Origin of the sequence: Thiorhodococcus minor (assembly GCF_010820565.1) — a bacterium.
GTDB classification, from domain to species: domain Bacteria; phylum Pseudomonadota; class Gammaproteobacteria; order Chromatiales; family Chromatiaceae; genus Thiorhodococcus; species Thiorhodococcus minor.
Map to the genome: position 1 here is coordinate 1 of NZ_JAAIJQ010000021.1, position 13,423 is coordinate 13,423.

Consider the following 13,423-nt stretch of genomic DNA (forward strand, 5'->3'; position numbering starts at 1 on the left):
CCATGCGAAAGTAGGTCACCGCCAGGGCCTTATCCCAAAACCCCCGCCACTCAGTGACGGGGGTTTTTTCTTGCGCGTGCGAGAAAATGCCGCCCCGGTCAACGCTCCAGGCGGACTAGATGCCACGCCGCTCTGGCCCCATTTGGGCGGGAATGGAAGGGTTCGGTGCGGCAACAATCCAATGGTTCAGGCAGAGCTTCGATGAGCCGACTGAGGCTCAGCGCCGTGGCTGGCCGCTGATCGCCTCGGGTGCCCATGTTCTGATTACGGCACCTACAGGCAGCGGCAAGACGCTTGCCGCCTTTCTTTCGGCGATCGATCGTCTGATGCGTCCCGCGTCCGGGGCGTGCGAGCCTAGAGAAGGCTCGCCTGCTGGTGTCAAGGTTCTCTATATCTCTCCTCTGAAGGCGCTAGTCTACGATATTGAGCGCAACCTACGCGCTCCGCTGGCAGGCATCGCTCGCTTTCATGAAGGGCTTGAGCAAGCTCCGTCGATGCCGCATGTCGGTGTCCGAACCGGAGACACCTCTTCGAAAGAGCGCTCTCGTCAGCTGAAAGACCCACCAGACATTCTGGTGACGACGCCGGAATCGCTCTATCTCCTGCTCGGCTCCCGCGCTGCGGAGAATCTCAAGACGGTGAGCACGGTCATCGTCGATGAGGTTCATGCGCTTGCCGCGACCAAGCGAGGCGTACATCTGGCCCTGTCTCTGGAGCGTCTGACCGCGCTTTGCGATCGGGAGCCACAGCGCATCGGTCTGTCGGCGACGATTCGGCCGCTCGATGAGGCGGCCCGCTTCCTCGCAGGCCGCCGTAAGGTCGAGATCCTCGACTGTAGTGCAGCGCCCAGCCTGGACCTCCAAATCAAGGTGCCGGTCGCAGACATGGAGCGCCCCCCTGCGCCTCGGGAGTCGGAGCCGTCTAGCGGATCGATACTTGGGGAGCTCTATCGCCGCCCGCTGGACCGCGTCTCCGAGGATCGTGGAATCTGGTCTGCGATCTACCCGTCACTCCTGAAAGAGATCCAAGAGCACCGCTCGACCATCGTCTTCGTCAACAGTCGCGGACTTTGCGAGCGGCTTTGCCACCGGCTGAACGAGATGGCTCAGGGAGACGGGGGCGGCGAAGAGATCGCATTGGCGCACCACGGCAGTGTGAGTCACGAGCAACGGGTCCAGATCGAAGATGGACTGAAGCGGGGGGCCATCAAGGCGATTGTCGCGACCAGCTCGTTGGAGATGGGCATCGACATGGGGGGCGTTGACCAGGTGCTACTGGTCGAGTCGCCGGGCTCCGTCGCGCGGGGGTTGCAGCGTGTTGGGCGTGCTGGCCATGGTGTCGGTGAGATCAGCAATGCCCGCATCTACCCCAAGTTTCGCGGTGACCTGCTCGAGTCTGCTGTCATTGCGGGGCGAATGCTGATTGGCGAGCTGGAGCCGACGCGGATGCCGCGCAACGTCCTCGACGTGCTGGCCCAGCAGGTGGCCGCCTACTGCTGCGGAGCGGATCGCTCCGTTGAGGAAGTCTACGCCCTGATCACCCGTGCGGGTCCCTATCTGGACCTCTCGCGCGCAGCCTTGGAGGCTGTCCTCGATATGCTGTCGGGGCGCTTTCCCTCCACTGACTTTGCGGATATCAAGCCGCTTCTGAGCTGGGACCGCGCCAAGGATGTCTTGAGTCCTCGCAAGGCCGCGGCGATGGCGGCGCGTTTGAATGGTGGCACTATCCCTGATCGCGGTAATTACGCCGTCTACGTCGGCGCTGACGGACCCAGGATCGGGGAGCTGGATGAGGAGATGGTCTTCGAGACCAAGGCGGGCGACTGCATCTTGCTCGGATCATCCACTTGGCGCGTCGAGGAGATCACGCGTGACCGTGTTTCGGTCTCGCCGGCACCAGGCGAGCCAGGTCGATTGCCATTTTGGCGGGGAGAAGGACCAGGTCGACCGCTCGAGCTGGGCCATGCCCTTGGTGCTTTCTGTCGCCGGCTGTCGCAGCTGCGTGGCACGAAGGCCCAAGATTGGATTATGGGGCAGGCGCCGCTCGACGATATGGCCGCCGGGAATCTCGCGGCCTATATCGCCGAGCAGCGTCAGGCGACCGGCGAAGTGCCGAGCGATCGTGTGATCGTCGTGGAGCGCTTCAGGGACGAGCTCGGTGATTGGCGTCTCTGCATCCTCACGCCATTCGGCTCCCGCATTCATGCCCCCTGGGCAATGGCCATTCAATGGGGGCTTGAGCGCCGCGAAGGCTTCGAGATCCAGGTGATGTACACGGACGATGGCATCGTTCTGCGGATCGCCGACGGGGACGCGCTGCCCGAGCTGTCCGACTTGCTGCCTCCGGTCGAGGAGCTCGAGGAGCGCGTGACACAACAGCTGGCAAACAGCGCCCTGTTCGCCTCTTTGTTCCGGGAGAATGCGGCGCGTGCCCTCTTGATGCCGCGACGCTCCGCCAAGGGGCGGCGGCCTCTGTGGGCGCAGCGGCTCAAGGCGCAGAGCTTGCTCGCCGCGGTCAAGCGATACCCGTCGTTCCCTATCGTGCTCGAGACCTATCGACAGGCGCTGAGCGACATCTTCGATCTCGCTGGTCTCGAGACCATCCTGCGCGCGCTCAGCTCAAGATCGATCCGCCTCCACGAGGTCGAGACGCGCAGCGCCTCGCCCTTCGCGCGGTCTTTGGTCTTTGCCTATGTCGCCGCCTACATCTATGAGCAGGACGCCCCCATCGCCGAGCGGCGCGCACAGGCGCTCGCCTTGGACCGGAGCCTATTGGCCGAGCTCTTGGGTCAAGCCGAGCTCAGGGACCTGATCGACTCCGAGGTGCTCGATCAGGTCGAGGACGAGCTTCAGCATCGCACGCCCGGTCGGAAGGCACGCGACGCAGACGAGCTGCAAGACCTCTTGCGTCGGCTGGGCGATCTGACGGTAGAGGAGAGCAAGCGTCGCTGTGACGACGACCCGGCGCCTTGGCTGGAGGTGCTGGAGGAGCAGCGCCGCGCGGTTTCCGTCAGGATGGCCGGCGAAGCACGCTGGATCGCGGCGGAAGACGCCGGTCTCTATCGCGACGCCCTTGGCTGTGTGCCGCCACCAGGGCTTCCGGACGCCTTCTTGGCCGGGGGCGGGGATTCCTTGGAGCGGCTTCTGCTGCGCTACGCGCGGACGCATGGCCCATTTTCGACCCTGGAGGCGGCTCGGCGCTTCGGGCTGAGGGCTGGGCAGGTCGAGCCTGTGCTCCGCCTGCTCGAGCTGCGAGGTGATGTTGTACAGGGCGAGATTCGCCCCTTTGGCAGTACGCCCGAATGGTGCGATCAGGAAATCATGCGCCAGATCCGGCGGCGGACGCTCGCGAAGGCGCGCGACGCTGTCGCTCCCGTCGACGGATCGGCGCTGGGGCGCTTCCTGCCGGCCTGGCAAGGCGTCGGGGAGGAGACGCAGGGTACGGCAGATGCGCTGCTGCGGGCGCTGCTCCCGCTCGAGGGGTTGACGCTGTCCTGGGGCTTGCTCAACCAGGCCATCCTGCCTGCGAGAGTCGCGAAGCTTAGGCCCGAAGCGCTCGATATGCTTGCCGCGACTGGGCGGATCGTCTGGGTCGGCTGTGCGGCGGCCGGACCCAAGGACGGACGCATCGCTATCTATCGCCGTGCGGCAATCCCGCAGCTCCTCGAGGCGCTAGCGCTGACTCAACAGCGTGACGCAATCGACCCTGACTCGGCTCAGGCTGTGATGCTGCGCTACCTCGAAGAGCGGGGTGCCTGCTTCTTGTCCGAGCTCATACAGGCATTGGAGAAGGCTGGTTTCGAGGGGCAGGATGTCGTCACATCGGCGCTTTGGGATCTGGTTTGGGCCGGGCTCATCACCAACGACACCTTTGCGCCCTTGCGCGCCCTCGGCGCCGGGCCGTCGAAACGCCAACGGGGCAGGTCGGCGATCTTGGCGGGTGGGCGTTGGTCCTTGGTTGCCGGTCTCTTGGCTCCCTGCTCGGATACCGAGCGCGCCCTCGCACGCGCACGGATGCTGCTCGAGCGTTACGGCGTGGTCAGCCGAGAAGCTGTGCAGGCTGAAGGATTGCCTGGCGGCTTCGGCCCTTTGTATCAGGTGCTCAAGCAAATGGAGGAGTCTGGTGCCGTGCGTCGCGGCTACTTCGTAGAGGGCTTGTCGGGGGCGCAGTTCGCGCTGGCAGCCGCTGTCGAGCGGCTGCGGGCGGCCAGGGAGGATGAGCGTCCTCTCGACGGCTACGGGCAGGATGCGGTGTCCATTCTCGCGGCTGCGGATCCGGCGAGCCCCTTTGGCACCCTGCTGCCCTGGCCGGAGACTGCTGCCGGCCAGATCCCGAAGCGCAGCGTCGGGGCCTATGTCGTCCTTGTGGCGGGGAGACCGCTGCTCTACATCGCATCTGGTGGAAGGCAGGTGATGACCTTCGCCTACCTCGACGACGACCAAGGCGCCGACTTGCGGCTTGCGATCGTCAGCCTGAATCGGCTTTTCGCTCTTGGCCGCAAGCCCTTGCGGATCCGGTCGATCGATGGGGTTTCGGTGATCGAGTCGCCGTTGAGAGCATCCTTTCTGTCCGCGGGCTTCGAGGCGGACTACGACCTGCTCACGCGGAGCAGAAATCTTCCCTAGTGACGAGTCCGAGGCGCGCGCCTGTGGGCCTCTGATCGCCTGGGCCGCTCGATGGCAGACGGTATCCTTGTCGCGCCGAGGCTGGGCCGGCGATCGTACGCGCCTGTCGTTTTGGACTAGACCCTGGTGTATCGCGCGGTTGTCGTCCGTCTCATCGCCGCATCTCGCCCATTGCACAATTTCACTTTGCTTGAAAAATGTCCTAGATTCCCAGTGGAGCTTCGTTGCCACCGCTGTTCGTCGTGGGCCTTTTGTTCGCTTTTTGAACGTTTTTACTGCCTGCAACCTGGACAGTGCGTTAGCGGTACTCCTTAGGCCGCAAAGGTCGGCGTTTGTGATGTCGTGTTTTTAAAAAATTGATAATAAAGGGAATTTTTATTGTATAAGCCTTGGCTATCGCTCTCATCGGAACATACGATCTAGGTATCCGCTGAAAGAGCATTGTGCAAACCTGGTTTCTCGCCTAGAGTCGGATGAAACTTGAGACGAGAGATTCGCTCCAATACCTCGTTGAAAGTGCTGGTAAATAACACACTGCAGTGCTAGGATTTTTATCCGAACTTAACGCTCAGGTATTCACGACTATGGCCAAAGACTTCACCATGCCGACAGGCACGATCGAGGCTTACATCAGCAGCGCCTATCAGATCCCAGTGCTGACCCCTGAGGAAGAGAAGTCGCTTGCAGTCCAGCTGCGAGACCATGGCGACCAGGAGGCTGCGCGACGGCTGGTTACTTCGCATCTCAGGTTCGTCATTCGGATCGCGCGCGGCTACCTTGGCTACGGTCTTCCGCTGCCCGATCTCATTCAAGAAGGAACCGTGGGCCTGATGAAGGCGGTGCGTCGTTTCGAGCCCGATATGGGGGTGCGGCTCGTCTCCTTCGCAGTCCATTGGATCCGCGCCGAGATTCACGAGTACATCCTGCGGAATTGGCGGATCGTCAAGGTCGCAACGACGAAGGCCCAGCGTAAGCTGTTCTTCAACCTGCGCAGCTCGAAGAAGCGGCTGGGGTGGTTCACCAAGCAAGAAGTCGAAGATGTTGCGGCTGACCTCGGGGTCAAGCCAGAGACCGTGCTCCAGATGGAGTCGCGCTTAGCGAATCAAGACCTGTCCTTCGACGGCCTGGAAGACGACGATGACGACGCGCCGAGCGCGCCGTCGACCTACTTGCCGGATATCAGCATGGAGCCGGCGCGCCTGCTCGAGAGGGAGGATACGGATCGCGACCAAAAGCAGCGTCTCTATGCCGCCCTGCAAGGCCTGGATGATCGCAGCAAGACGATCCTTTACGAGCGTTGGCTGCGCGAGAAGAAACAGACGCTGCACGAGCTGGCCGAGCAGTTCGGTGTATCGGCGGAGCGCATTCGGCAGATCGAAAAGAACGCGATGAAGAAGGTTCGACTGCAGCTAGAAGTCTGATGTCGCCGCTGCTCCTTCGATTGCACAATCTCGATGAACCTACAGACCCGCGCTCAGCGGGTCTTTTTTTTGCTCGAGTGCTCAAGGGGCGTGCGGTCGGTAGGGCGTCCAGACCCCTGGATGGAGCCCCTGCAGCCACTTGTTCGGCGGAAGGCCTGCCGAGGTCCATTGAGGTGCCTAATCTTCCGCGGTCAGGGTGGGGGGTTGTGGGGCGGCGAGAGGGTGTCACGCCTTGGGTCTAAAGCCTCAAGATACACAGAGTCCGATCTGTATTTATGAATCAGCAGGTTACGCTTCCTTCCGGATCTACCGAGATTCACCGGGTTTCACGGTTGCGGTAGCACCGGGATTCAGGCTCGTCTGGGGGCGGGAGGCGTGCAGGCATGGCCGAGCGACTGGGTTTCACGAAGAAGGCCCTTGGGGATCTGCCAAAGCCGGAGGCGGGAAAGCGCGCCTACTTCCACGACACCAAGGTGAATGGGCTCCTGATCGCCGTCACTAGCGCGGAGTGAAGAGCTTCCAGGCGTACCGTAAGGTTGGCGGGAAGCCAGTGCGCGTCACGCTTGGACGGTTCCCCGACATGGCGATCGAGCAGGCTCGCAGGAATGCGCAGGCGGCGCCCTCCAAGCTGGCCGATGGGATCAATCCGAACCTCGAGAAGAAGGCCGCCAGGGCGCGTGGTTTGACGCTTGGTGAAGTGTTCGCGGATTATCTCAAGGATCGGAAGACGCTTAAGCTGCGCACCATCGCCGACTATCGCCAGCTCATGGACAAGGCGTTCCAGGATTGGCAGCGCAAGCCGGTCGCCGACATCACCCGCGACATGGTTGCCAACCGGCACTGCCAGCTTGGAAAGCACTCGGAGGCCCGCGCCAACCTCGCCATGCGCTTTCTGCGCGCCCTGCTCAACTTCGCCGCGGGCGAGTACGAGGACGAGCAGGGGGCACCCCTGTTCCCCGGTAACCCGGTGACGCGGATCTCGCACAAGCGGGCTTGGTACGCGGTCGAGCGGCGCCGGACCTTCATCAAGGAGCACCAGTTCCGACCCTGGAGTGAAGCCGTCATGGGTCTGACGAGCGAGCACCCGGGCTAGCAGGCCGAGACCGCCCGCGACTACCTGTTGCTGTTCACCGGACTGCGCCGAGGGGGCGCACGTATGGAGTTGGCGCACGTCGACCTGTACGGCCGGACCCTGACCGTCCCGGACACCAAGAACCACGCCCCTCATACCTTGCCCCTGTCCGACTTTCTGCATGACCTGCTGTCGCGGCGGCGGGAAGCCCATGCGGAGCTCATCCGCGACTGGGGCGAGCAGATCGTGCTCGCCGCGCGGTTGGTCTTCCCGAGCCAGACCAGCAAGACCGGATACTTGAGCACGGTTCACAAGCAGATGCAGAAGGTTGCAGCCTGCTCAGGCGTCGCCTTCACGCTCCACGACCTGCCCCGGACCTTCGTCGCCACGGCCGAGCGGCTGGACATCTCCGCCTACGCCATCAAGCGCCTGGTCAATCACCGGATGCGCAACGACGTGACGGCTGGCTACATCGGGTATGACGTGGAGCGACTGCGCTAGCCGATGCAGGCGGTGACCGACTTCTATCTCAGCGCCATGGGCTTGAAGCCGAGCGCGGCCCTGGTGCCCTTGCCTCTGCCATCCAAGAGCCAGGCTGGCGCCTGACACCGGGCCGCAGCGGCCAGGAGCCGGTGCGGGTCGATACTACGTCTTTGGCGTATCATTGGCCGTATGGTCTTCATCGAAACCTCCCTCTTCAGTCGCCTGGTTGCGCGGTATCTCACAGACGACCAGTACGCCGCCCTGCAAGCCGCCTTGATGCTTCATCCGGATGCTGGCGACCTGGTGCCAGGTAGCGGAGGCGTCCGCAAGCTGCGCTGGTCGGGCTCCGGCCGCGGCAAGCGGGGAGGGCTGAGGATCATCTACTACTGGCGCAATAGGTCCGGTCAAGTCTGGCTGCTGACCCTCTACGCCAAGAACGACCAATCGAACATTCCGCCCCACGTGCTACGGGCGATCGCGGAGGAAATCAGTGATGAATGATGAGCGTGACATCGGGCGCGAGATCCTCGCCGGGATCCGCGAGATCAAGGCGCACCAGCGCGGTGAGGTCGAGCTGCGCACCCATGAGGTGTCAGAGCCCGACGCCCGTGCGATCCGCGAGCGGATGGGGCTCACGCAAGACGCCTTCGCCGCCCTGCTGGGAGTGAGTCGCCGAACCCTGGAAGGTTGGGAGCAAGGCCGGCGTCAGCCCCGCGGCCCTGCCCTGGCGCTGCTGAGGGTCGCATCGCGCCACCCGGAGGCCCTGCGCCCCTGAGCCGGCTACGCCAAGCCTAGAGGTCCCGTATGGAAGTCCTGATACCGTTTCGTAGCGATGACGGGCATCCTACTCATCTGACTTGAGTTTCGCAGTTGAGCGGTTGACGCGATGCCACGTTGTGCCCCGATCCCGATTTCCCTGGCCGACTGGATACCACCATCTCGAGCACTGGCGACTTGCTCGGCGGCCTGTTCGACAACTTCACCCAGGCCGATAGCTTGCGCGATAAGTTCGCGATCGAGGACCAGATCGACCTTGAAAACAAGCGGCGCCAGGAATCGCTCGACCTGCAGAAGAAGCTCGCCGAGGCCGAGATCGAGCGCGTGCAGGCACAGGCGGAGGCGTTGCAGCGCGGTGACGCATTGATTTAGATCGACGGCGCCGGCCTCGAGCCAGAGCTTGAGGTCTTCATGTGGAAGATCCTCCAGACGATCCGAGTCAGAGCCAACGCCGAGTTCTCGGGTTTCCTCCTCGGAATGGGCGTGACGTCATGAGCGACACCGTCAAATGCATCTGGTGCGGCATCAGGCCATGCGTCGTTGAGAGGGCGTGCCAGAGCTGCCTTGATGTCTTCGTCCGGGTTGAGCGAGTGCTCGGCCACACGAAGGCCCAGCGCGCAGCGAAGGGCGACTTGGCGATCGCGGTGATCAGGAATCCAGGTGGCGCCGAAGAAAAGGCGCTCGAGGTCATGGAGGAGTACGCGGAGGCCTGTGCAACCGATCCGGCCAAAGCGACGATGATCGACGCGAAATGAATGCCTTCAGGAGGCGCCAGGGGCAAGAGGTCCCGGGGCTGCAGTGAGGTGGCCTTGGGCTGGCGTGGCTTGATGCGCTGTCGCCTGGCTCAGATTGGAGTGGAGCCAGGCCGCCGCATCACCGCTCAGCCTGCAACGGTGCGCGGGATCAGGCGGGATTAGGTGGGATATTTCGAGCCTGAGGTAGCACCCAGGTAGCACCAAGAAAAAAGGCCTATCGCAGATGCAGCGATAAGCCTTTGTTTTTATTTGGTGCCCAGGGGCGGAATCGAACCACCGACACGCGGATTTTCAGTCCGCTGCTCTACCAACTGAGCTACCTGGGCAATGCTCGACTTGATTCGGATCCGATCAAGTTGAGCTGCGTATTAAAGCGACCTTGAGCCTGCCCGTCAAGGAGTTTTCTTCGCTATCTGGTGTCGAAGTCGTGCACTTTGGTCTACTCCTTTGGGGGTACATAGCCGGTGGGCCTCTCGACCCCGTCGCCGAAAAAGAACTGCTCCATCTGACCCTCCAGGAACTTGCGGGCCTTCGGGTCCATGGGGCTCAAGCGATTCTCGTTGATGAGCATCGTCTGGTGGCGGAGCCACTCTTGCCAGGCTTGGCGGGACACTTGCTCGAAAATGCGTTTTCCTAGATCGCCGGGGTAGGGCGGGCGATCAAGTCCTTCGGCTTCCTGTCCGAGCTTGATGCACTGGACCATTCTGGACATGAGATTCTCCAAGCTAGGCTGATTTGTTCAGGATTTCCAAGAGTATCCGACTGACCGGAGCCGGAAGGCCGAGCTGCTGCGCATTGGCGATGGGCTCCCAGCGCAGATCCGATCGCTCGCCGATCGCGTTTGGCGTCGTCTCGACCCGGAGCGCGGCAACCTGGATGATGAGTCGGTAATGGCTGAATGTGTGACGCCGCTGGGGCAGCATTTCAACCTGGCTCGGCTTGGCGCCGAAGTGCGTCAGACACCATTGCTCCGGTGTCGTTTCGGCGGCGACCTCGGGCAGGCTCCAGAGTCCACCCCAGATGCCTGTCGGAGGCCGCTGCTCCATGAGGATCTCGCCGTCCGCGTTTCTAACCGCGAGCATCAATGTCGCGCGCGTGGGTAGGGCCTTGGGTGGCTTCGGGGCTGGCAGCTCGGATTGCCGGCCTTGTGCGCGGGCGAGACAGCTCTTGCCGACGGGGCAGTCTTGGCACGCTGGACGGTGTCGCGTGCAAATGGTCGCGCCCAGATCCATCATGCCCTGGTTGTAGTCCCCGACGCGCTCGGCCGGTGTGCAGCCCTCCGCAAGCCCCCACAGCCTAGCCAAGACATCGCTCTTGCCGGGCCATCCCTCGATGCCGAAGTGGCGTGTCAGCACACGCTTCACATTGCCGTCCAGGATCGGGTGGCGCTGGCCGCAGGCGAGAGAAAGAATCGCGCCCGCCGTGGAGCGGCCGATTCCCGGTAGGGCTTGAACGGCTGCGAGATCGGTCGGAAAGCATCCGCCATGCTGATCGCGGATCTCGCGGGCGGCGCGGTGAAGGTTGCGTGCGCGGGCGTAGTAGCCAAGCCCTGACCAATGGGCCAGCACCCCTTCCAAGTCGGCCTCGGCGAGTTCGATCAGGCCCGGGAAGCGGGCCATGAAGCGCTCGAAGTAGGGAATGACGACGGCGACCTGAGTCTGCTGCAGCATGATCTCGGAGACCCAGACGCGGTAAGGCGTGCGGTCTCGCTGCCACGGCAGATCGGTCCGGCCATGGCGGTCGCGCCAGTGCAGGAGGCGCTGTGCAAAGTCTCCTGGGGGGGTCATGCTGGCGCGGGTCGCTCTTGGCCGCAGCGCCAGCAGAGATCGAAGCCCTCGCTGACGGTTTCGCCGCAGCTCTCGCAGGTCCAGGAGCCCAGCTCGCCGCGATGCTCGGATCCGCGAAGGAAGCGGGCGACCAGCTCTCGCGCCCGGTCGAGATCGCCGTCGTAGATGACCCAGAGTGTGGGGTAGATATCCGCCGGCAGCTCGCCGATGGCACCTGAGAGGTAGTCCCCGAGGATGGTAGTCTCGATCAGGTGGCGATCCAGGAAGTCGTGCAGGATCTGCGCTTCGATCCGGTCTCGGGCTTGGTAGAGCTGCTGCATGTGAGGGAGCTTGGAGCGGGTGATGGGAATCGAACCCACGTCATCAGCTTGGGAAGCTGAGGTTCTACCATTGAACTACACCCGCACTAGGCGGCTAAGTGTAAGCAGAGCGATACTGGATGGCAAGCATCATCCCTCAAAGGCGTACATGGCCTCGATGTGCTCCTGGTAACGCTCTACGACCTTGTTTCGCTTCACCTTCAATGTCGGTGTCAGTAGTCCGTTCTCGATCGACCAGGGCTCGAGCGTCAGGGTGACGCGCCGAACCTTGGCGTAGCCAGGGAAATCTTTGAGCGCGAGTCGAATGCGCTTGACGATGTCCTTGTGCAGCTGAGCGTCTTCCAGGCTCTCCGGGCGGTCCGGGTCCAGGCCATACTCTCTGGCCAGTCCACTCCAAAGATCGGCGTTGAGCACCAGCAAGGCGGAGAGGTGCGACTGTCCTTCGCCGAGCACGACGACTTGCTCGAAGAGCGGGTCCATGGCGATCGCCGTCTCCAGGTCCCCAGGCGGTACCTTTTCTCCGTTGGAAAGCGCCAGAATGTCCTTGATGCGGCCGGTGATGTAGATGTGGCCGTTCTCGATGTGCGCTTGATCCCCGGTGTGCAGCCAGCCGTCATGGCTCAGGACCTTGGTCGTCGCGGCGTGATTGTTCCAGTAGCCTTGCATGACGTTGTCCCCTTTCACCAGGAGCTCGTCATCCGCCCCGATGCGTGTCTGGATGCCCCGGATGGGGACGCCGACACTCTCTGGGATGTTGTCTTCCAGCGGGTTGAAGCTCACTACGGGGCTGGTTTCCGTGAGCCCATAGCCTTGGATGAGCGGCAGCCCGAGACCGATGAAGGTGTGGGCAACGCCCGTCGGGAGCGATGCCCCGCCGCTGACGGCTGCCCTGAGGCGGCCGCCGAGCTTGTCGATCACGGGCTGGCCGACCTTGCGTTTGAGGATCGGCCAAAGCAGCAGCAGCGGATGCCAGCCGCCACGTCCTTGCGCGTGCAGGAAGGCGCGCCAGCCTGATGCGACCGCCAAGCGGAACAGCCAGCGCACCGGTGTGGGGCCAGTTTCGAGCTGGTCGGCGATCTTCTGGTAGACGCGCTCGAAGACACGAGGCACCGCAATCATGACAGTCGGCCGGATGCTCTGCATGTCTTCCGCCAATTGCCCGATGGAGCGCGCATAGGCGACAGTGGAGCCGGCCATGAGCGGCAAGTAATAGCCGCCCGTCCGCTCCAGCATGTGAGAGAGCGGCAGAAAGGAGAGGAAGAGGTCTTCGCCGTAGACGTTGATCAGGGTCAGGACGGAGTGGGCGTTGGTCAGGATGTTGCGGTGACTCAGCATCACGCCCTTGGGGCGACCTGTGGTGCCGGAGGTGTAGACGATGGTCGCCAGCGAGCGGGGGTCGTCGTTGCGCTGGGTCAGGGGCGGTGCCGTCTCGGGGAGCCAGTCCTCGGCCACCACCACCCTGGGGTCCGACTCCGCCAGGGCGCGGGCGGCCGGGCTGGCTTCCAGGATGACGACGCGCAGTGGCCAGGGGGCATCTCCAACGGCTTCGGCAAGACGCCGCCAGCGCCCGGCATCCTGAACCAAGAGCACCTTTACCGCCGCGTCCTGCAGGATATAGGCGGCGTTCTCCGCGCGGTCGTCCGTGTAGAGGGGAACGGTCACGAGACCCAGCGCATAGGCGGCTTGGTCGAACATCACCCACTCCGGGCAGTTGCGCAGCAGCATGGCGACGCGATCACCGGCATCGAGCGGCTCACCTGCCAGTGCGTGATTCCAGCGCGCCACCCATTGACCCATTTCCCGCCAAGTGAGCTGTTGCCAGCCAGTGCCTTTCTGGAAATACCGATAGGCGACCCGGTCGGGTGATCGCGAGACGCGTTGAACGAACAGACCGTCTAGGGTCTTGGCGCGGTCTACCGCGATCAAATCCTCGGACCATTGGCTCACTAGAGTCGTCCTCACGCTGTCGTTTGTCACCTTCGGGGCGCCGGTGCCTCCCCTGTGATTCCCGCCGGGCAGTGGCTCGGTCGCATTCATCGCCGTCTCCGGGAGGGATGCAAACGGTATAAAGGGAGTCATCTTTTTGCAATCCTGTCGGCGCCCTTCGTTGTTTGGCTATATTGATAATTTCACTTGCATTTTCGCCTGTGAATAGAATATTAGTAAAAGCTAATATTTAAGGA

The 13,423-nt window shown here is 63.0% G+C and carries 13 protein-coding genes and 2 tRNA genes; 9 read left to right on the forward strand and 6 right to left on the reverse strand.

What is annotated here, in order from left to right:
* The first annotated feature begins 152 nt into the window (after positions 1 to 152).
* The 9 genes from G3446_RS08965 (at position 153) to G3446_RS08995 (ending at position 9,133) form a co-directional block, all read left to right on the forward strand.
* Positions 153 to 4,625, forward strand: coding sequence for an Lhr family helicase (locus tag G3446_RS08965; RefSeq protein WP_164452551.1), 4,473 nt, complete (start codon positions 153 to 155; stop codon positions 4,623 to 4,625).
* A 584-nt stretch (positions 4,626 to 5,209) separates the two neighbouring features.
* Entirely contained in the window at positions 5,210 to 6,046 is an 837-nt protein-coding gene (gene rpoH, locus G3446_RS08970) for an RNA polymerase sigma factor RpoH (RefSeq protein WP_164452495.1), read from the forward strand.
* Between the two features lie 383 nt (positions 6,047 to 6,429).
* Positions 6,430 to 6,558 carry a hypothetical protein gene (locus tag G3446_RS28655; RefSeq protein WP_280818795.1) on the forward strand — a complete coding sequence of 43 codons (129 nt, stop codon included), beginning with the start codon at positions 6,430 to 6,432 and terminating at the stop codon, positions 6,556 to 6,558.
* 38 nt (positions 6,559 to 6,596) lie between these two features.
* Positions 6,597 to 7,139, forward strand: a complete 543-nt coding sequence (locus tag G3446_RS27590; protein ID WP_342450075.1) for an integrase arm-type DNA-binding domain-containing protein — start codon at positions 6,597 to 6,599, stop codon at positions 7,137 to 7,139.
* Between the two features lie 27 nt (positions 7,140 to 7,166).
* Positions 7,167 to 7,619, forward strand: a complete 453-nt coding sequence (locus G3446_RS27595; RefSeq protein ID WP_425338386.1) for a tyrosine-type recombinase/integrase — start codon at positions 7,167 to 7,169, stop codon at positions 7,617 to 7,619.
* 171 nt (positions 7,620 to 7,790) lie between these two features.
* Positions 7,791 to 8,102 (forward strand): type II toxin-antitoxin system RelE/ParE family toxin, encoded by a 312-nt coding sequence (locus G3446_RS08980; protein ID WP_164452496.1) that lies wholly within the window; start codon positions 7,791 to 7,793, stop codon positions 8,100 to 8,102.
* Positions 8,095 to 8,376 (forward strand): helix-turn-helix domain-containing protein, encoded by a 282-nt coding sequence (locus G3446_RS08985; protein WP_164452497.1) that lies wholly within the window; start codon positions 8,095 to 8,097, stop codon positions 8,374 to 8,376. Before G3446_RS08980 ends, G3446_RS08985 begins: the two co-directional genes overlap by 8 nt.
* A gap of 179 nt (positions 8,377 to 8,555) precedes the next feature.
* Complete coding sequence (locus G3446_RS08990; protein WP_164452498.1) at positions 8,556 to 8,750, forward strand: hypothetical protein; 195 nt, start codon at positions 8,556 to 8,558, stop codon at positions 8,748 to 8,750.
* Positions 8,751 to 8,869: 119 nt separating this feature from the next.
* Complete coding sequence (locus G3446_RS08995) at positions 8,870 to 9,133, forward strand: hypothetical protein (RefSeq protein WP_164452499.1); 264 nt, start codon at positions 8,870 to 8,872, stop codon at positions 9,131 to 9,133.
* Positions 9,134 to 9,383: 250 nt separating this feature from the next.
* Here G3446_RS08995 and G3446_RS09000 read toward each other — a convergent pair.
* The 6 genes from G3446_RS09000 to G3446_RS09025 all read right to left on the reverse strand — a co-directional run bounded on the left by G3446_RS09000 (position 9,384) and on the right by G3446_RS09025 (position 13,187).
* Positions 9,384 to 9,459, reverse strand: a tRNA-Phe gene (locus G3446_RS09000).
* A 113-nt stretch (positions 9,460 to 9,572) separates the two neighbouring features.
* On the reverse strand, positions 9,573 to 9,845 hold the full coding sequence (locus tag G3446_RS09005; protein ID WP_164452500.1) for an oxidative damage protection protein: 273 nt from the start codon (positions 9,843 to 9,845) through the stop codon (positions 9,573 to 9,575).
* 13 nt (positions 9,846 to 9,858) lie between these two features.
* Complete coding sequence (gene mutY, locus G3446_RS09010) at positions 9,859 to 10,920, reverse strand: A/G-specific adenine glycosylase (RefSeq protein ID WP_164452501.1); 1,062 nt, start codon at positions 10,918 to 10,920, stop codon at positions 9,859 to 9,861.
* Positions 10,917 to 11,279 carry a putative signal transducing protein gene (locus tag G3446_RS09015; RefSeq protein WP_342450076.1) on the reverse strand — a complete coding sequence of 121 codons (363 nt, stop codon included), beginning with the start codon at positions 11,277 to 11,279 and terminating at the stop codon, positions 10,917 to 10,919. Before G3446_RS09015 ends, mutY begins: the two co-directional genes overlap by 4 nt.
* Positions 11,252 to 11,325 (reverse strand) — tRNA-Gly (locus G3446_RS09020). Before G3446_RS09020 ends, G3446_RS09015 begins: the two co-directional genes overlap by 28 nt.
* Positions 11,326 to 11,369: 44 nt before the next feature.
* The gene (locus tag G3446_RS09025; protein ID WP_164452502.1) at positions 11,370 to 13,187 is read right to left on the reverse strand and encodes an AMP-binding protein; all 1,818 of its coding nucleotides are present in this window, start codon (positions 13,185 to 13,187) and stop codon (positions 11,370 to 11,372) included.
* Positions 13,188 to 13,423: the final 236 nt, after the last annotated feature.

Excerpts from the sequence above, each read along its gene's own strand:
- rpoH (WP_164452495.1), top strand. The coding sequence starts at position 5,210 with ATGGCCAAAGACTTCACCATGCCGACAGGCACGATCGAGGCTTACATC.
- G3446_RS08980 (WP_164452496.1), top strand. The coding sequence starts at position 7,791 with ATGGTCTTCATCGAAACCTCCCTCTTCAGTCGCCTGGTTGCGCGGTAT.
- G3446_RS09005 (WP_164452500.1), bottom strand. The coding sequence starts at position 9,845 with ATGTCCAGAATGGTCCAGTGCATCAAGCTCGGACAGGAAGCCGAAGGA.
- G3446_RS08965 (WP_164452551.1), top strand. The coding sequence starts at position 153 with ATGGAAGGGTTCGGTGCGGCAACAATCCAATGGTTCAGGCAGAGCTTC.
- G3446_RS08985 (WP_164452497.1), top strand. The coding sequence starts at position 8,095 with ATGAATGATGAGCGTGACATCGGGCGCGAGATCCTCGCCGGGATCCGC.
- mutY (WP_164452501.1), bottom strand. The coding sequence starts at position 10,920 with ATGACCCCCCCAGGAGACTTTGCACAGCGCCTCCTGCACTGGCGCGAC.
- G3446_RS08995 (WP_164452499.1), top strand. The coding sequence starts at position 8,870 with ATGAGCGACACCGTCAAATGCATCTGGTGCGGCATCAGGCCATGCGTC.
- G3446_RS28655 (WP_280818795.1), top strand. The coding sequence starts at position 6,430 with ATGGCCGAGCGACTGGGTTTCACGAAGAAGGCCCTTGGGGATCTGCCA.